The sequence below is a fragment of the Bacillus sp. MMSF_3353 genome, assembly GCF_030733445.1.
GTDB lineage: Bacteria > Bacillota > Bacilli > Bacillales > Bacillaceae_G > Bacillus_A > Bacillus_A wiedmannii.
On record NZ_JASHJA010000013.1, the window covers coordinates 84,011 to 102,732 of the forward strand.

Genomic DNA, 18,722 nt, shown 5'->3' on the forward strand with positions numbered 1-18,722 from the left:
TATCACTTTACTTCTCTTGCTTTTGCCCAATCCATTTCTCATACAATTTGTCGTACTCTCCACTCGCCTTCATATCTTTTAGCAAGCTATTAATCTCTTTCGTTAAATCATCTGCACCTTTTTGCACTGCAATTCCGTATGGTTCATCTGTGAAAATTTTCCCTACAACTTCATAATTTGAATCTTGTTTTGCCATGCCGTAAAGAATTGCGTTATCTGTCGTTAAGACATCGCCTTTACCTGCTTTTAACGCCGTAAATGCCTCACTATAATTTTCAAATTCTAATACGGTCGCTTCCGGTGACTTTTGACGAATATTATTTGTAGACGTTGAACCTTTTACAGCTAACACTTTCACACCCTTTTTCACATCATCGATACTTTTAATATCGACTCCTTTTTTCACAAGTAACGATTGCCCTGCTTTAAAATATACATCTGAAAAATCTACTTCTTTTTTACGCTCCTCCGTAATTGTCATTGTCGCGATAATCGCATCAATATCACCATTTTTCAGTAGTGGAATACGCGTTTTAGACGTTACTTCTTTTAATTCTAATTTCTTTTCATCTCCAAGAATTTTTTTCGCAAGCGCCTTTGCGATATCAACATCAAACCCTTCTACCTGTCCTGTCGAAGGATTTTTCAAGCCAAATAAGTTCGTATCATTCTTCACCCCAACTACTAGCTTCCCGCGCTTTTTAATTTGCTCAATGGCCCCACCTTGCTTCGTATTCGTTTCTTTCGCCTCATCTTTTTTACTTCCGCACCCGGCAACGACAAGTACGAATAAACATGAAAATACGATTAACGTAAACAACTTTTTCATTTTAAGCATAAAACTCCTCCTTTAATGGTTTAACACTCGGCTTAAAAATAGACGCGCTCTTTCTCGTTCAGGACTTGCAAAAAATTGCGCTGGTGTTGTATCTTCAATAATTTGACCCTCATCCATAAACAAAATCCGATCTGCTACTTCTCGCGCGAATCCCATTTCATGCGTGACAACGACCATTGTCATCCCTTCTTTAGCTAGCGTCTTCATAACATCAAGCACTTCCCCGATCATCTCTGGATCAAGAGCAGACGTAGGCTCATCGAATAGCATAATTTCCGGCTGCATTGCGAGCCCCCTAGCAATTGCTACCCTTTGCTGTTGTCCTCCGGATAATTGATGCGGGTATACACTAGCCTTCTCAGGAATTCCTACTTTCTCTAAATAAAACATCGCTGTTTGCTCAGCTTCCTCTTTTGAAACTTTATTTACTTTAATCGGTGCTAGTGTAATATTTTGAAGAACCGTTTTATGTGGATATAAATAAAAATGTTGAAAGACCATCCCAATATTTCGGCGTAATTCATTCATATCTGTTTTGACATTGTGTACCTCCGTATTTTGTACAATTAACTCTCCGTCTGTAATTGTCTCTAGCTGATTTATACACCGAAGCAACGTACTTTTTCCTGATCCGGACGGCCCAACAACTACTACCACTTCACCTTTTTTCACTTGTACATTAATATCTTTTAAAACTTGAAAGGTACCATAATATTTATTTACATTACGAAACTCTATCAACATACTCCCCCCTTCCCTTAACAAAGCATGTACATTCTTTTTATATTCAAAAATAGGCAAAAAAATAACTTCCAGCCTCATTTTGCCCATAAAAAAAGCAAAGGGATTTTCCCTTTGCTCCTTCATTTCTATCATGCCTTTCGAGAGAACTCCCACCTCTAAACGTAAGTGAAGGTGGTGAGGTGAATCGAAAGAAATATTTTATTTTCAAAAAAAAAAAAAAAAACAGAAACATACGTTCTATTTTTGCTATAATATCCTTAACAAGGAGGTGAATAAAATGACAAAGGAAAATCCATCAAACTATAAAACTCTTCAAATTTGGATTAAAAAAGGGCATCGTATGTATTCTTATTTTCAAGAATGTTGTCATAACGCTAAGAACATGTACAACACCACAAACTTTTATATACGCCAGGTGTACACTGGATTAACACAAGAAAAAGAGTTGCAGCCTTTGCAAAAAGAAGTTCTGGATAATATTCATAAAAATATTGGTAAGATGAATGACACACAACGTCTTGCCTATGAGAAGAAATTGGAAAAAGAGAAATTAAAGCCTAAAGAAGAACAGAAAGAGATTAAATGTAATTTGTTTTCAGAACCTAATTTTGAAAAACCTTATGTAGATTACAACTTTCTAGATGCACTATTTAAGGTTATGATTCAAAATGATTATCGAGCTTTGCCTACGCAATGTAGCCAGTCAATCATGAAAGGTCTGTTCCAAAATTGGAAATCTTTTTTTGCTAGTTTAAAAGACTATAAAAAGAATCCAAACAAATATGCTGGAATGCCTAGGATTCCAAAGTATATTCGTTCTTCTGAAAAAGAGATTCTGTATACAAACCAAGATTGCATTATTAAAAACGGTAGATTTTTAAAGTTTCCAAAGACAAAATTACAATTAAATATTGGGAAACTAGGTTTCACTGAAGGTAAACTGAAACAAGTTCGTGTGATTCCAAAATACAATGAATATGTAGTGGAATTGGTAATTGATGTTCCTTCTGAACAACAAATTATTGAAGAGAATGCTCGTTATATGAGTATTGATTTAGGGATTGATAACCTTGCAACCATCGTAACAAACACAGGTATGAAACCTGTCCTTGTTAAGGGCAAACATGTCAAAAGCATAAATCAATATTACAACAAAATGAAGAGTCATTTTACAAGCATTCTTAGAAATGGAAAACAAACTAATGAAGGACCTTTTACTTCTAAAAGGATAGAAAAACTTCATCAAAAACGTTACTTGAAAATAAAAGACGTCTTCCATAAAGTTAGTCACCATATCGTAAAACTAGCTCAAGAAGAAGTTTGTAAAATCGTTATTGGTCAAAACAAAAGTTGGAAACAAGAAACGAATATGGGAAAAAGAAATAACCAATCGTTTTGTCATATCCCACATAATTTACTGATTCAAATGATTACATACAAAGCAAATGCTGTAGGCATTCAAGTTGTTGTAACTGAAGAATCATATACATCGAAAGCAAGTTTTCTGGATAACGACTTCATTCCAACGTATGGAGAAAATGACCAAAATACAACTTTTTCAGGAAAACGAATAGAGCGCGGCATATATCGTTCAGCAAATAAAACTTTAATTAATGCAGATGTAAATGCTGCGGCTAACATTTTACGAAAAGTAGTCCCAAATGCATGGACAAATGGGATAGAGGGGTTAGGCGTCAAACAGCTCGCTAATGTGTTAACTCCCCTGACGTTAATCGTCCGTTAGGTCGAAACGTTAGAAACCCCCACTTCAAGCTTTGCTAAGTGGGGGAGTGTTCATTAAGATACTTCTTCTTTCTTATCTTTCCCGTATTCATGCTCCCAGAAATCAGCATTTTTAATGCCTAATGGCCCTGGATCGAATACTGGATCTTTTCCTTCTTTTTTCTGCTTTTCATAATCTTTTAATGCGACTAATGCAGGTTTTTGTAATAGTAAAATCGCAATGATATTTACCCATGCCATAATTCCTACACCGATGTCACCTAAAGCCCAAGCCGTTGCTGCTGTTTTTATACAGCCGTAGAATACAGCTCCTAAAAATACAAACTTTAGTACCATAGACATCCAAGGGCGGTCTTTATCACGATTTAAGTACGCGATATTCGTTTCTGCAATGTAGTAATACGCCATAATTGTTGTAAATGCAAAGAATAGCAGTGAGATGGCAACGAAACCGTTTCCAAATCCAGGGAAAACAGATTCTACCGCTGCCTGTGTATATCCTGGTCCTGGCTGAGCACCATTTAATTTATTTACGATAAAGTTTTTTCCGCTTGCATCAAATACGTTATACATGCCTGTAATAATCATCATAAATGCTGTTGCTGAACAAACAAATAATGTATCAATGTAAACGGAAAATGCTTGCACTAAACCTTGTTTAGCTGGATGTGATACTTCCGCAGCAGCTGCTGCATGTGGTCCAGTCCCTTGTCCTGCTTCGTTGGAATAAATACCACGTTTTACTCCCCAAGAAATTGCTAAACCGATAATACCACCGAAAGCCGCTTCTAATGCAAAAGCACTTCTTATAATTAACATAAATGCTTCTGGCAATTTTTCAATATTCATAGCAACAATAACGCAAGCTACTAAAATATAACCAACTGCCATAAACGGTACGACAACCTGTGCAACGTTAACGATTCGCTTTACGCCACCGAAGATGATAATAGCTAATACAACTACTAATAAAGCCCCTGATACGGTAGTGTTAATTCCAAAAGCTGTTTCTAAACTTACGGCAATACTATTTGCTTGCACACCTGGCAATAAGAGCCCCGTTGCAATAATTGTCGCTGCAACGAATACTAATGCATACCATTTCACACCTAAACCTTTTTCAATGTAATAAGCAGGGCCACCGCGAAACTGTCCTTGGTGTTTCGTCTTATATATTTGCGCGAGTGTTGATTCTACATAAGCTGATCCTGCTCCTAAAAAAGCCACTGCCCACATCCAAAATACAGCTCCTGGGCCACCGAAGGCAACTGCTGTTGCTACTCCAGCGATATTTCCTGTCCCAACGCGTCCTGATAACGAAAGTGCTAACGCTTGGAATGAAGAAACACCAGCCTCTGATTTTTCTCCTTGAAATGTCAGCTTCACCATTTCTCCTACATGCCTTACTTGTAAAAACCTCGTTCGAATGGAAAAATATAACCCTACTCCTAAACATAAATAAACAAGTGCGGGACTCCAAACAATATTATTTATCCAATTTACAATAGCTTCCAATATTCCCCCTCCTTTTTTTATAAAGAATATTCAGAATATATATAAAATTATAAGTGTATACCGAATCTATAACAATATTATTTTAATAAAACAAACATATTTTTGTATAAAAAAACAAAGCATACATTTATTCTGTATACTTTGTTTTCACAAAAATGTATTATATATTCACAATTGCTTCTCTTTTTATAATTCTTTCATATAGCTCTTCTGATAATTCTCGGAAGTTATCTGGCATATCTTTCCCCTTAAACTTCTTTTGAAGTGTACCGTATAAACCAACATCACGTAGACGTAAAAACAACGGTAACGATTCGTACCAACTATCCGCTAGTCTGTGCTCATACTCATAGCCTTTTCGTAACACTTGTAGCTGTTTACGAGCAAAGTCTGTCTTCTCTTCCGCTGTCCACGGTGTAAATAGAACAGAGTAATAGAGAACCATCGCTAAATCATGTATAAAGTAATTATAAGCCGCATCATCAAAATCAAAGATTGTTAGCTCTTTACCATCATAATGAAAATTACCGGGATGGATATCACCGTGCATAAGGCCGAACGTTTCTCTTTCAATTGGAAGAGCCTTTATTTCATCCATTAATACCGCTGCAATCTTTTTCACTTGATCATCTTCTAATTCATTAACAATCCCACTTTCGTCTTCTTCCCACGTATCACGATAGTCTGTTTTAGGATAGTTCATTGTTAGGCGATGCAGTTGGCCAATCGCTTTTCCCCATGCTTCAAAGTAAGTCTCTCCCCAATAAGGAGATTCTTCTCCTTTTACTTGCTCACCTTTTGCATATGTAAATAAGGAAGCGAAAAAGAAAGTTTCATCCTCTGCTCTAATTTCTTCTACAAGATTTTGAGACGTTGAATAAAGAGGTCCTGCTACCTTTGCCCCATTCTCCGCGACATATCGTAAAAAATCTAGTTCAGCTTCGACTCCCTTTTTAGAACGATGAGAAGAGTGAGTTAAACGTAATACGTAATCTTCACCACAATCGCCCTTCGCCTTAAAAATATAATTTTCAAAATCTCCAAGTGGCTTCTCTTCCACTGTTACATGAAACAAACTCGCTGCTCTTTTTAAAACCTCTTTTGTAAAAACACGTTCTACAGCTATTTCCATATGTATCCCTCCTATATATCTTCTTAATTCGACACAAATGTTAAAAGTACTGCTATGAAATTAAATAGTGCGTGGGCAATTATAGCTGATAAAATAGAATTTGTTTTCTCATATAACCACGCAAATACTACTCCACTTAAAAAATTCACTGGTAATGTGTTATATGTTGGAATATGAACAACGGTAAATATTATAGAACTTATAAGCACTCCACCCCATATACCATATCTATCACGAAAAAATGTATAAAAAACACCTCGATATAAAATCTCTTCATAAATTGGTGATATAACTGCTGCTCCAATTACCGCGATACAGAACGAATATATTGATTTATTATTTTGGACCGTCTCCGTTTTACTATTTTCAAAAGAAATACCCATTTTCTCCATTATCATTAATACAGCAACACTAACTACAATTAAGGTAATCAATGCTATAACCGTCCATAAAAAATCTTTCCATGAAAGCTTTCGGATTCCAATATCTTTCCAAGATAGTTGATATCTTTTTATACAAAAAAGATAAACTACAGTAGTAAATATCACTGCCATTATAAATCCCATTAATACTCCGGCATATAATGAGTTCCCTATTATTTTTAAAGCATAGTTATAAAAAAGAGATTCAACTGTTACTGGGACAATTAGAAATACGAAAACTAATAAATATAAAATTTCTTTCCATCCCCACATATTTTTCAAAATCATATACACCATCCCTCTACTCCGTATTTCCTTAAGTATAAAAGATGACGTAACGTAACTTTCAAGATTTTTTTCCAAATAATCCAAGCATAAATTTCTCACAAAAAGCAAAAATTAACAGGAGTGACTTTATTCTAATAGAGGTGGAAATTATGACTGAACAGGAAAATTCACAACAAAATAATAGCAAAAAGCATATGTTTCCATCACTTCCGGAAAATATTAATTACATTGAAAATAAGCTCTGTCACTCAGATGATATAAAAAAATTAGATATTCCTTTTCAAAACGGAAAAGGAACGATCATATATATTGAATCTTTAGCAGATCCAAATTTAATTCATCAATTAGCTCTTGAGCCATTATTAACGCGGTCTGATTTGTCTTTAGATAAAGCTTTTTCCACATTAAATATGAAAAAAGAAACGAATTTAAATTATGGTGTGCAGCTTCTATTACAAGGTAAATCATTATATTTTCATGAACAGGTCGACAGTTTTTGTATTTTCGAAACGGCCTTATCTTTAAAGAGAGATATAACAGAACCTGATAATGAAGGCATTGTGCGCGGTCCACATACTGGTTTTGTAGAAGATTTAGCAACCAATTTAGCTTCGATTCGTAAGCTCATAAAAAGTCCAAATGTCGTCGTCAAATATTTCACACTTGGTGAAGAAATGCACACGAGAGTGGCAATTGCTTATATGCAAAATATAGCGAATGACGATTTAGTTGCAGAAGTGAAAAGAAGATTAGAAACAATTAAAACGGACGCACTTATGCCTCCAGGATACATACAAGAATTTATAGAGGATACGTCTTTCTCACCCTTCCCGCAGCAATTAAATACAGAGCGTCCAGATAGAGTCGCAGCAAATTTAATGGAAGGACGAGTTGCTATTTTATCTGACGGAGATCCAACAGTGCTCATCGTACCTGTTACGTTATTCGCTTTTTATCAATCACCAGATGATTATAATAACCGCTGGATTGTCGGTTCTTTTATCCGAATGATTCGCTTAGTAAGTTTTTTAATTGCCTTTCTCTTGCCAGCTTTTTATATTGCAACTGTCGCTTTTCATCCCGATGTGTTGCCGCTCGAACTTGTGTATACAATTAAAGCTTCATTAGAGAAAGTACCGCTTCCTCCTATTTTTGAAGCTCTCTTAATGGAATTAATCTTTGAATTGTTACGAGAAGCTGGTATTCGTCTACCAAGCCGCGTTGGACAAACAATCGGTATTGTAGGTGGTTTAGTAATTGGTGATGCAATTGTAAAAGCTGGACTTGTTTCTTACACAATGATTATCGTTGTAGCTTTAACTGCAATTTCATCTTTTCTCGTTCCATCAAACGATATGAGTTCAGCAGTTCGAATTCTTCGTTTTCCATTAATGCTCCTTGCTGCTATATTCGGATATATTGGAATATCATTCGGTCTAATTATAACTTTCGTTCACTTATGTCAGCTTCATTCTTTTCATACACCATATCTTTCTCCTGTTGCCCCGATGCGGATTAAAGATATGAAAGATTCTTTCGTAAGACTACCAATTTGGTCATTTTGGGAACGACCACATGATCCAAAACCGAAAAAAATGCAACGACAACATGTAACGAGAGAGGATGAGGACGGTGACAAACACGCAAAGTAAAATCTCGTTAGTTCAATTTACCTTTTTCGTTATTCAATGCCAAATCGGAGTTGGTATACTTTCTCTCCCTAACCGTCTTCACCCAATTGCTAAAGGTGGTGGATGGATTTCTGCACTCATCGCTGGACTTGCAATTCAACTTATCATTTTACTTATGTGGCTTTTCTTAAAACGATTTCCTGATGCAGATATGTATGAAAGTGTTTGTATGCTATTTGGTAATAAGTTTGGAAAACTATTAGGTTTTGCTTATGTTTTTTATTTTACCCTTATCGGTATGACGGTTATGTTGAATGTTTGTAATGTCGTTAAAGTTTGGATATTACAAGCAACTCCGTGGTATGCCATTCTTATGTTATTTACAATAGCTTGTTGTTATGTAGCTTATAATACGTTTAAAGTCATGGTACGATTTTATGTCATGGCCTCTATTCTCATTTTACCTATGGCGCTTTTAATTGCCCTAGGGCTTTCCCGAGCTGATTTTTCTTATATTTTTCCCATTACAGAGGCTGGATGGTGGAATATTATTCAAGCATCGAAAGAAACAATTACAGCCATGTATGGTTTTGAAATTATTCTTATCGCTTTCCCAAAAGTAAATGGGAATTCTGTGGCAAAACTGAAGGCCATTTCTATCGCTAATGGATTTGTAACTCTTTTTTATACTTTTACTGTTTGGATTTGCTTTATCGTATTTAGTCCAAAACAAATTGAACTTATCCCAGAGCCAGTTGCTTACTTATTACGCTCCTTGCATATCGGGATTATAGACCGGACTGATTTACTATTCATTCCAATATGGATGATAACGGTTGTGGCTTCTATTGCGAGTTATTATTGCGCTGCTTCAATCGGAATTAGACATATCTTCAATCTTGCTAATCATAAAAAGGCTGTTCCAATCGTTGGTATTATTGCTTTTAGTGTAGCCCTATTTATAGATACACCTGAAGAATTAAAAGTAATTGCAACTTTCACTGATAAGTTCACCTATATTTTCATCGTTGTCCTCCCTCTTTTATTTCTACTCTATTCAGTAATAAGAAAGAAGAAAGGAGAACAGTATGTTCAAAAAAAGATTTAAATTACTTTTTATATTATGTACTAGTTCCCTCCTTTCTGGCTGTTGGGATCAAGAACCATTAAGGGAAGCAAGGTTAGCTTATAGTATTGGATCTGATATTACGGAAGAGAATAAACTCCAGCAAACAATCGAGCTCGTAAAAAGTTCGAGCGGAGAGCAATCTTCATTCGAAAATGAAATACATTCAGCAACCGGGCATAACATAAGGGATACAAGCGATGCCCTAAAAAAAAATGTGACTGGGAATATTCGCTATTTCAAATATGGTGTTCAATTACTAGGAACCAAAATTCTAAAAAAAGGTATACTACCCTATTTAGATGTCAGCTTTCGTGACCCAACAAACCCAACTGCTTTAGTAAAACTTATTGCAGTAGATGGTGAAACGTCCGAGATACTCGAAAAAAAGAAAGTAGGAAATTTACTAATTGGAGATTTTCTAAAGAAAAAAGTGAAAAGCTTAGAAGATATGAGTGTATTTCCAAAAGAAACTTTAGAAACAGCTGCTACAAAAATGTTAGATCCCGGTAAAGATTTCACCCTCCCGTCTATAAAAATAAAAGGAAAAGAAGTAATTACAAACGGGTTAGCTTTATTTAATAATGATAAATTAACTGGGCATTTACCTTTGAAACATTCTGTTTTATTCGTGTTATTAACCGGAAAAATGGGAACAAGTGCCCGTATAACCCAAAAACTTACTAGCGATGAATCAGAGAAGACATCTGATTATTTAACAATGGAAATTAGCAATCGAAAGTTAAAACGAGACTTAAAAATAACAACGGATAAAAAAGGAAATGTTTATGCTCACATTAAGCTTCAATTAAAAGTTATAGCGCTTGAAGCTCCGAGAGATAATCTTTACAAAATGGATGAAAGAGCCAAACTAAACAAAGAATTGTCTAAACAGCTTACGAAAGAAGCTAAAAAGATAACGAAAAAGTTACAAAAAGCAAATTGTGATGCTTTCGGTATTGGAAGACATCTTATCGCTTATCACCCTGACTTATGGAAGAAAAAAAATTGGAATAAAGATTATGCAAAAGTAAAATTTAAGCCTGAGGTAGAGGTAAGCATTTTGTATAGCGGTGTCTTAAAATAAAAGGTTGTATGCCGCGCGGGCATACAACCTTTTATTTCGTATATCGATAGACAATTGACTCATATGGTCTTAAGTTAAGTTTTGTAATATCCTTGCTGAAATCTTTATAATTCGACAGTAGTACTTCTTGCTTCATCCCATCTAATTGAACATGAGCTGGTACAGAGTACGTTATTTCTTCTCCATAGAAGTTATTAATAACAAGTAGCACTTCACTCTCTGTAGTACGAGTATATGCCCAAATCTTAGCATGATTTTCATCTAAAATAGCATATTCTCCTTCTGTAATTACATCATACGTTTTTCTAAGTTCTATTAACTTTTTATAATGATAAAATACAGACTCTTTATCTTCTAATGCTTTTTCTACATTAATCTCTTTATAATTCTCAGCAACTGAAATCCAAGGTGTACTTGTTGTAAAACCACTGTTCACCTTTTCATTCCACTGCATCGGAGTACGAGAGTTGTCACGAGATTTTTGTTTTAAAATCCCGATAATCTCTTCTTTTGATAATCCTTCTTCTAGCTTTATATCGTGTATATTTAACGATTCCACATCGCGATATTGCTCGATGGACTCGAATTTAGGATTCGTCATACCGATTTCTTCGCCTTGATAAATGTAAGGTGTTCCTTGCAACATATGCATAGCTGTCGCTAACATTTTCGCAGATTCATTTCGGTACTTTCTATCATCACCGAAGCGTGACACAATACGAGGCTGGTCATGATTACACCAGAACAACGCATTCCATCCTCCGCCCTTTTGCATTTCAATTTGCCAATTAGACATAATCTCTTTTAATTTAATGAAATCAAAATCAGCTTGCGTCCACTTATCTCCATTCGGATAATCTACTTTTAAATGATGGAAACTAAACGTCATACTTAATTCATTACGCTCAGGGTTTGAATATTTAATACAATTATCAATTGTCGTAGATGACATTTCTCCAACTGTAATTACATCTTTCCCTTCAAAAACCTTTCGGTTCATCTCTTGTAAATATTCATGAACGCGCGGGCCATCTGTATAATATTTACGCCCATCGCTTGTCGCCGTACTTCCGTCATCATTTAAGAACTGTTGATCTTTTGAAATTAAATTAATAACATCTAATCGGAATCCAGTTACCCCTTTATCAAGCCAAAAACGCATCATATCATATACTTCTTCACGAAGTTTTTTATTTTCCCAATTTAAGTCAGCTTGTGTCTCATCAAATAGATGTAAAAAATATTGCTCTGTCTTCTCATCATATTTCCAAGCAGACCCACCAAACTTAGATTGCCAATTATTTTTTTCATCACGCCAAATATAGTAATTACGATATGGACTATTTTTATCTTCCTTTGCTTCCTTAAACCACTTATGCTCCGTAGAACTATGATTTACAACAATGTCGAGCATAATTTCAATGTTACGTGCCTTTGCTTCTTCTAAAAGCTCTTCAAACTCTTCCATCGTTCCGTAAGATGGATCAATACTGTAGTAATCACTTACATCGTATCCATTATCATTTTGTGGTGATTGGTATATCGGTGTTAACCAAATATAATCTACTCCGAGTTCTTTTAAATAATCTAGTTTCTCTGTAACTCCTTTTATATCACCGGTTTCTTTATTGTAATAGCTATTAAAGCTCTTCGGATAAATTTGATAAACTACACTTTTATGCCAATCCTTCATGTTTAACTTCCTCCTACTTCTGTTTTACTCGTTTTGCAAATAACCATGTTAACGTAAATGGGATTACAATCGCGATAATCATTCCTACAATAAACATTGGAATCGATTTCGGAATGATAGAAATAAATGCTGGTAATCCGCCAATTCCAATAGCAGGTGCTAATACACCATTTAACGTAATAAATATAGCTGCAATAGCCGATCCTATAATCGCTGCATAGAACGGGAATTTATTTCGTAAGTTTACACCAAACATAGCTGGCTCTGTAATACCGAAATATGCTGAGATTGCTGATGTAGATGCCATGCTTTTATCATTTTGATTTTTAGAAATCCAGAACATCGCAAGTGCCGCACTACCTTGCGCAATGTTAGAAAGAGCAATCATTGGCCAAATGAATGTACCACCGTGCTGTGCAATTAATTGTAAGTCGATAGCAATAAACATATGATGCATACCTGTAATTACAAGCGGTGCATATAATGCTCCAAACAATATTGCTCCAACTACTGGTACTGTTTCATATACACCTACTAACCCAGCTGTTAATAAATCTCCAATATGACGTGTAACTGGACCAATAATTCCTAATGCTAACACACCTGTTACGACAATCGTTGTAATTGGTACAACTAATAATTGAATTGCATTTGGTACATGTTTCTTTAAGAAGATTTCCACTTTACTTAATACAAATGCTGCTACTAAAACCGGTAAGATTTGACCTTGATACCCTACCTTTTCAATTTGAAATAATCCTAAAATATCGAAGTACTCAATCTTTTGTCCATCTAAACCAGTCGCTGCTTTTCCATAATCCCACGCGTTTAATAAGGCTGGATGCACAAGCATTAATCCCATAACAATCCCTAATATCGGACTACCACCAAAACGCTTCGTTGCTGACCAACCGACAAGCGCTGGTAAGAATACGAATGCTGTATTCGCCATCATATTAATTAAATCCCAAAGCCCACTTAAGTTTGGATACACATCTAATAAATTTTTACCTTCAAAAAATAAGTCCTTTGCCCCTAATAGATTGTTAATTCCCATTAGTAAACCAGCTGTTACGATGGCTGGTAATATCGGCATAAATACATCTGAAAATACCTTCACAAACTTTTGAGCTGGATTTAACTTTTGGTTTCCAGAATCTTTTACATCAGCTACTGTCGCTTCCTTCATACCTGCAAGCGTTATCAATTCGGCATAAACTCGATCAACATCTCCTGGACCGATTACAATTTGAAATACTCCAGCGTTATGAAACGCTCCCTTCACTAATGAAACAGACTGTAATTTATCGTTATCTATTTTACTTTCATCTTTTAAAGCGATACGGAGCCTCGTTACACAATGCGCAGCTTGTTCAATATTGTCTTTTCCACCAATATACTGCAACACTTCCTCTGCTGTTTGACGATAGTCTTTCCCCATATTCCCGTCCCTCTTTTCTTTTTTTGATACCGTTTACAATTACATATTAACTCGTATATATAAGTTAGTCAACACTCGTATATACGAGTTTGTGATTTTTTTATAAAAAAAGAGATGAAACGTTATTTCGTTCCATCTCCTTATTTTCTCCGCGCCACATCCGAAAAATGAAAAATATCTAAACGATGGCGTGATTCTGTATATTCGAACTGACTTCCATCATAAAAATGCGTAAAGTTTTTCACAACGACAACATAGTCTGTTCCATTTAAATCTAAATACTCTCTATCGTCCTCTGTACATGGCTGCACTTCAATTACCCTCTGTGAGTAACTAATATGAAGACCTAATTCTTTCTCAATGTATTTATAAATGGATTCCGCTGCAATTTCACTCGTTAATCCAGGAATATATTCCGATACAAAATGATTGATATCCAAAATTACTTTTTCTCCATCAATATTCCGTACTCGTTTAATATGATCTATTTCTGTTTTCTCTTTCACATTTAATAGCTTTGCAACTTCTTTTGTCACTTTTACTTTCTCCATTTCCACGACTTCTGTAATACAATGGCGTCCTAAACGTTCATTTTCTTCTTGGAAACTTACAATACCACCAAAGTTGAATTCAATGTTTTTTCGCTTTAAAACAAAAACACCTTTTCCATGTATTTTTTGAACATACCCACGCTCTTGTAATAAATCTACAGCTTTTCTTACCGTACCGCGGCTTGCTTCATACTGCTTCATTAATTCAGTTTCGGATGGGATTTTGCATCCCTCTTTTAATCGCTTATTATCAATAGACTTACTGATTTCTGTATAAATTTGTTCATACTTACTCATCATCTACAATAGCCCCTTGTCACCTTCTAATTCTATATGTATTATACCATGCTACACTCTTCTGCCAATCTCTCACTTATTTTCCAGTATAGGAAAAATACAGGTAAATATTTAATCTCTAAAACGTATTTTTATAAAAATTTTTATATTTTTCTTTTCATTCAAAAAAACATGTAGTATACTAACTTCAAAATCAGAGGAGAAAGGGAGCAAAGAACTATGCTTACTTATACAACAATTGTAGTTACATTTGCACAAAAACATCATCATCATACGTAACCCTTGAAACCTAGCGGAAAAATTACGCGTAGGTACAAGGGTTATTCCCGTTGTACCTACGTTAGGCGAAGAGCCATGTAGGTATTTTTTATCTACATGGCTCTTTTTTTATTGCCAAAAAGCTAGTAAAAAATGATGTTTAAGCAAAACTTACTACAAAGGAGTTAACAAAAATGGAAACGAAAAAATGGGGATTATGGATTTTAACAGCTTTTGTAATCGGAAATATGGTTGGCGGTGGCGTATTTATGCTCCCAGCAAATTTAGCACACGTATCAGGTCCAATGGGTTCTACACTTGCATGGAGTATTACAGGTCTTGGCGTATTTATGATTGCACTCGTATTTGGAAATTTAGCAATCCGCAAACCAGAATTAAAGGCAGGACCACAAAGTTACGCTCAAGCAATGTTCCCTTCAAAAAAAGCGGGCAAAGTTGCAGGATATAGTATGGCATGGGGCTATTGGGCTGCGAACTGGGCTGCAACAGCATCTGTTATTATTTCCTTTGCTGGATATTTATCAACATTCTTTCCAGTTTTACAAAGTAAGCAAATTCTCTTTTCTACGAACGGATTTTCACTAGAACTCGGAAAAGGACTAACTTTCCTCGTATGTAGCCTTATGCTATGGGGAATTCAATATATTCTTTCTCAAAATATTGACCGAGCTGGAAATATGAATCTTCTTGCTACCATTGCAAAAATTATTGGATTTACAATGTTTATTGTAATCACATTATTCATTTTCAATGCCTCTAATTTCGGAGACGGTCAAACATTTATGAATGAAGCAGGACAATCAATTTCGTTAGGTGGACAAATCAATTCAGCTGCTATCGCAACACTTTGGGCATTTATCGGTATTGAATCTGCTGTAATGCTTTCTAACCGTGCAAAATCTCAGCGCGATGTAAAAAAAGCTACCATTTTCGGGTTGATTATCGCTCTTCTTATTTACATGTCAATTACTTTACTTACAATGGGAGCTCTCTCGCAAGATGCTTTAAAAGAATCTCAAAAACCATTAGTAGACGCATTAAATTTAGCAATTGGCAATAAAGGTGCCTATATCATGGCTTTACTTGCACTTGTATCTTTATTTGGATCTACAGTTGGCTGGATCGTTGTTAGTTCAGAAGTACCTTACCAGGCAGCCAAGAATGGACTTTTCCCTAAGTTTTTCGCGAAAACAAATAAAAAAGGTAGTCCTTCAAAATCATTATTTATTACAAATGTGATGACGCAAATTTTCTTATTCTCAACGATTTCTGGTACCGTATCAGAAGCTTATAATTTCGCTATCGTTGTAGCAACATTAGCTTATTTAATTCCATACCTTGTTTCTACGCTGTACCAATTCAAATTGGTTATTACAGGAGAAACGTATGATATAATGCCTGGCTCTCGAATAAAGGATGGGATGATTACCACATTAGCATTTGTATACTCTATTTGGGTTATCAAAACCGGAACTGCTGATTTAAAAACGTTCTTCTTAGGAATTGGATTGTTCGTATTAGGTCTTATTCTTTATCCAGTACTAATGAAAAACTCACAAAAAACGAATTAAAAAAAGAGAAGCTACCAGCTTCTCTTTTTTATTAAAAATCTGTAATTAACTTTTCTTTTAACTCTCCTACAGATAAAGGTTTCGCATAATAAAATCCTTGGACGTAATCACAGCCCATAGATTGTAATAAACTTTCTTGCTCTACTGTTTCTACTCCTTCAGCAACTACTGCTAAATTTAAGCTATGGGCAATTTCAATAACAGATTTTACAATCGTTCGCTCTGGCTGTGCGTGATCATAATGAAATTCACGAATAAAGTTACGATCAATTTTCACTATATCCAGTGGCAGTTGCTTTAAATAATATAAGGAAGAATAACCTGTTCCAAAGTCATCTAAAGCAATTAAAATACCCATATTTCTTAATTCTTGTAATGTAGCAATAATATAATCAAAATGGCGAACAGCGATACTTTCCGTTACTTCCAAAATTAAACGATTCGGTGGAAAGCCAGTTCTCCTTAAAATGCTACGTACAGATATAATAAAACGCTTTTGCATTAATTGTTGTATGGATAAATTAACAGATAACTTTAGTCCTTCTTCGTAATCTGGCAATGTTTTAAACAAGCGACATGACTTTTCTAATACCCAGTCTCCTAATTTTATAATAAGTCCAGATTCTTCAGCTACTGGAATAAATTCGCCTGGCGAAATAGGCCCTTCTTCTGTCGAACAACGTGCTAAAGCCTCAATACCGGTATATTTCTTCGTTTTCAAATCAATAATAGGCTGCAGTACCACATCTAATTCTTCATCACGGATTGCCTTTTGCAAAGCGAATTCAATTTTCATTCTACGATTTATTTTCGCACGTAACTCATCTGTAAAGAAACACGCGGCATTTCTGCCTTGTTCTTTCGCACTATACATGGCTAAATCCGAATTTTTCAATAGAGTTTCTACATCTTGTCCGTCTTGCGGATATGCGCACAGTCCTAGACTAGCTGAAATGTATACTTCATGACCTTCAAGCATAAATGGGGCCTGAAAACATGACAACACAGATGTTGCTAACTGCCTCATTTCATCTTGTTTATGATTTTTTGTTAACAGCACAAATTCGTCGCCACCCAGCCTAGCCAGAACGTCTTTCTCTCCTAGCACATAATGCAACCGTGAAGCAACTTCGCTTAAAAGTAAATCCCCTATCATATGACCTAGCGTATCGTTTACTAATTTAAAACGATCCAAATCAAAGTAAATCATACCAAATTCTTTTTTTCCTGCAATCATCTCGTTTACAGTCGTTATTAGCTGCAATCGGTTCGGTAAACTCGTTAAAGCATCATGATACGCAAGCTCCCTATAACGACTTTCACTTAACCGCAACCTCTGTTCTGCTTCTTTCCTACTACTAATATCATTTCGGATCGCGATAAATTGATACGGCTCTCCTTTTTCATTTAAAAACGGAACAATTGTTGTTTTAACCCAATAATACGTCCCATCTTTTGCTTGATTTCGAATCTCACCTCTCCATACTTTTCCGTTCAAAATACGCTTCCATAGAATTTGAAAAAATGTTTTCGGGTGATATCCTGAATTTAAAATACGATGATCTTTCCCTATTAACTCTTCTCGTGTATATTTGGAGATTTCACAAAACTTATCATTTACATATGTAATAAGACCATTTCGGTCTGTAATCGCAACAATTGAAGACTCATCTAATGCTAACTTTAAATCTCGCAATGAAGAGTCATATAATGCATGACCTCTTTGTTCTAGCATGCGCATCTCTCCTTGCTTCCTATCTGACTAAAACACAACTTGTTTCTCTTCATAGAAATAGAGATATTTCATTTCTTAATAATAGCTATTTGCATTCATCACATTTTGAAATATGCCGATTAAAATAACATAATATTATTTGTAATAAAAAGCAATATAATACCGTTTCAATTATAAATAGTAGTTTCTTATCGCTATAATTAGCTTACTTTATTATAATTCATTCTCTTACATTCCTTTATAGCTAGCTCTATACAATGCCTATTCCCTATTAATCCCGCTCATATCTAACCTCTTTACTTTACTAGCGAAATAGAATTTCGAGCACACTATACAACTATTCACGGATAATAATATAAAAGTTAAAATTAGTATATATGTTTTTGAATTACAATAACAAAATATTAACATATTTTCACCTTTATTTTGGAAATATTTTATAAATACTTTATTAAACTAAAAAAAGAGGAAAGCCTCTTTTTTAGTTTAATACGGATATGGTATTTGCTGATACCCCGGATATGGAGTTGGATATGGTGCTGGGTATGGCGCTGGATAAGTTACTGGGTACGGTGCTGGATAGTAGTCTCCACTTGCTGCACCCGTTAATGCGCCAGCTGTAAGTCCAC

The 18,722-nt window shown here is 35.2% G+C and carries 14 protein-coding genes and 1 pseudogene; 5 read left to right on the top strand and 10 right to left on the bottom strand.

Annotation, left to right across the window (positions count from 1 at the left end; translation table 11 throughout):
- Positions 1–7: 7 nt before the first annotated feature.
- Together glnH and RBB48_RS21665 are read right to left on the bottom strand one after the other, a co-directional pair.
- Positions 8–838: a glutamine ABC transporter substrate-binding protein GlnH gene (gene glnH / locus RBB48_RS21660; RefSeq protein ID WP_199695347.1), complete on the bottom strand. Its 831-nt coding sequence runs from the start codon at positions 836–838 to the stop codon at positions 8–10.
- Positions 839–850: 12 nt separating this feature from the next.
- Positions 851–1,579: an amino acid ABC transporter ATP-binding protein gene (locus tag RBB48_RS21665; protein WP_179861927.1), complete on the bottom strand. Its 729-nt coding sequence runs from the start codon at positions 1,577–1,579 to the stop codon at positions 851–853.
- 280 nt (positions 1,580–1,859) lie between these two features.
- On the opposite strand from RBB48_RS21665, the gene RBB48_RS21670 reads away from it, so the two are divergent.
- Complete coding sequence (locus RBB48_RS21670; protein ID WP_306008057.1) at positions 1,860–3,326, top strand: RNA-guided endonuclease InsQ/TnpB family protein; 1,467 nt, start codon at positions 1,860–1,862, stop codon at positions 3,324–3,326.
- A 53-nt stretch (positions 3,327–3,379) separates the two neighbouring features.
- Here RBB48_RS21670 and RBB48_RS21675 read toward each other — a convergent pair whose 3' ends face one another.
- The 3 genes from RBB48_RS21675 to RBB48_RS21685 form a co-directional block, all read right to left on the bottom strand.
- Complete coding sequence (locus RBB48_RS21675) at positions 3,380–4,840, bottom strand: alanine/glycine:cation symporter family protein (protein WP_097908131.1); 1,461 nt, start codon at positions 4,838–4,840, stop codon at positions 3,380–3,382.
- 160 nt (positions 4,841–5,000) lie between these two features.
- The gene (locus tag RBB48_RS21680) at positions 5,001–5,972 is read right to left on the bottom strand and encodes a phosphotransferase enzyme family protein (protein WP_060487003.1); all 972 of its coding nucleotides are present in this window, start codon (positions 5,970–5,972) and stop codon (positions 5,001–5,003) included.
- A gap of 23 nt (positions 5,973–5,995) precedes the next feature.
- Entirely contained in the window at positions 5,996–6,682 is a 687-nt protein-coding gene (locus RBB48_RS21685; protein WP_088121278.1) for a CPBP family intramembrane glutamic endopeptidase, read from the bottom strand.
- Between the two features lie 149 nt (positions 6,683–6,831).
- Between RBB48_RS21685 and gerKA the strand changes: the two genes are divergently transcribed.
- From gerKA to gerKC, 3 genes are read left to right on the top strand one after another with little or no spacing between them, the layout of a single operon-like run.
- A complete protein-coding gene (gene gerKA, locus RBB48_RS21690) occupies positions 6,832–8,334 on the top strand; it encodes a spore germination protein GerKA (protein ID WP_098133808.1) in 1,503 nt (500 codons plus the stop codon).
- Complete coding sequence (locus RBB48_RS21695; protein WP_060487006.1) at positions 8,315–9,421, top strand: GerAB/ArcD/ProY family transporter; 1,107 nt, start codon at positions 8,315–8,317, stop codon at positions 9,419–9,421. The genes gerKA and RBB48_RS21695 overlap by 20 nt, the downstream gene beginning before the upstream one ends.
- Complete coding sequence (gerKC, locus tag RBB48_RS21700) at positions 9,402–10,526, top strand: spore germination protein GerKC (RefSeq protein ID WP_000474009.1); 1,125 nt, start codon at positions 9,402–9,404, stop codon at positions 10,524–10,526. Before RBB48_RS21695 ends, gerKC begins: the two co-directional genes overlap by 20 nt.
- A gap of 31 nt (positions 10,527–10,557) precedes the next feature.
- Here gerKC and treC read toward each other — a convergent pair whose 3' ends face one another.
- From treC to treR, 3 genes are all read right to left on the bottom strand, one after another.
- Complete coding sequence (gene treC, locus RBB48_RS21705; protein WP_088608968.1) at positions 10,558–12,219, bottom strand: alpha,alpha-phosphotrehalase; 1,662 nt, start codon at positions 12,217–12,219, stop codon at positions 10,558–10,560.
- A gap of 13 nt (positions 12,220–12,232) precedes the next feature.
- Positions 12,233–13,660 (bottom strand): PTS system trehalose-specific EIIBC component, encoded by a 1,428-nt coding sequence (treP, locus tag RBB48_RS21710; RefSeq protein ID WP_088061844.1) that lies wholly within the window; start codon positions 13,658–13,660, stop codon positions 12,233–12,235.
- A gap of 140 nt (positions 13,661–13,800) precedes the next feature.
- Positions 13,801–14,511: a trehalose operon repressor gene (gene treR / locus RBB48_RS21715; RefSeq protein WP_306008058.1), complete on the bottom strand. Its 711-nt coding sequence runs from the start codon at positions 14,509–14,511 to the stop codon at positions 13,801–13,803.
- 449 nt (positions 14,512–14,960) lie between these two features.
- On the opposite strand from treR, the gene RBB48_RS21720 reads away from it, so the two are divergent.
- Positions 14,961–16,358 (top strand): amino acid permease, encoded by a 1,398-nt coding sequence (locus RBB48_RS21720; protein WP_088608967.1) that lies wholly within the window; start codon positions 14,961–14,963, stop codon positions 16,356–16,358.
- A gap of 31 nt (positions 16,359–16,389) precedes the next feature.
- Here RBB48_RS21720 and RBB48_RS21725 read toward each other — a convergent pair whose 3' ends face one another.
- Together RBB48_RS21725 and RBB48_RS21730 are read right to left on the bottom strand one after the other, a co-directional pair.
- Complete coding sequence (locus tag RBB48_RS21725; protein WP_087983374.1) at positions 16,390–18,093, bottom strand: putative bifunctional diguanylate cyclase/phosphodiesterase; 1,704 nt, start codon at positions 18,091–18,093, stop codon at positions 16,390–16,392.
- A gap of 486 nt (positions 18,094–18,579) precedes the next feature.
- Positions 18,580–18,722 (bottom strand): annotated as a pseudogene (locus RBB48_RS21730) (cobalt transporter); the annotation flags it as partial.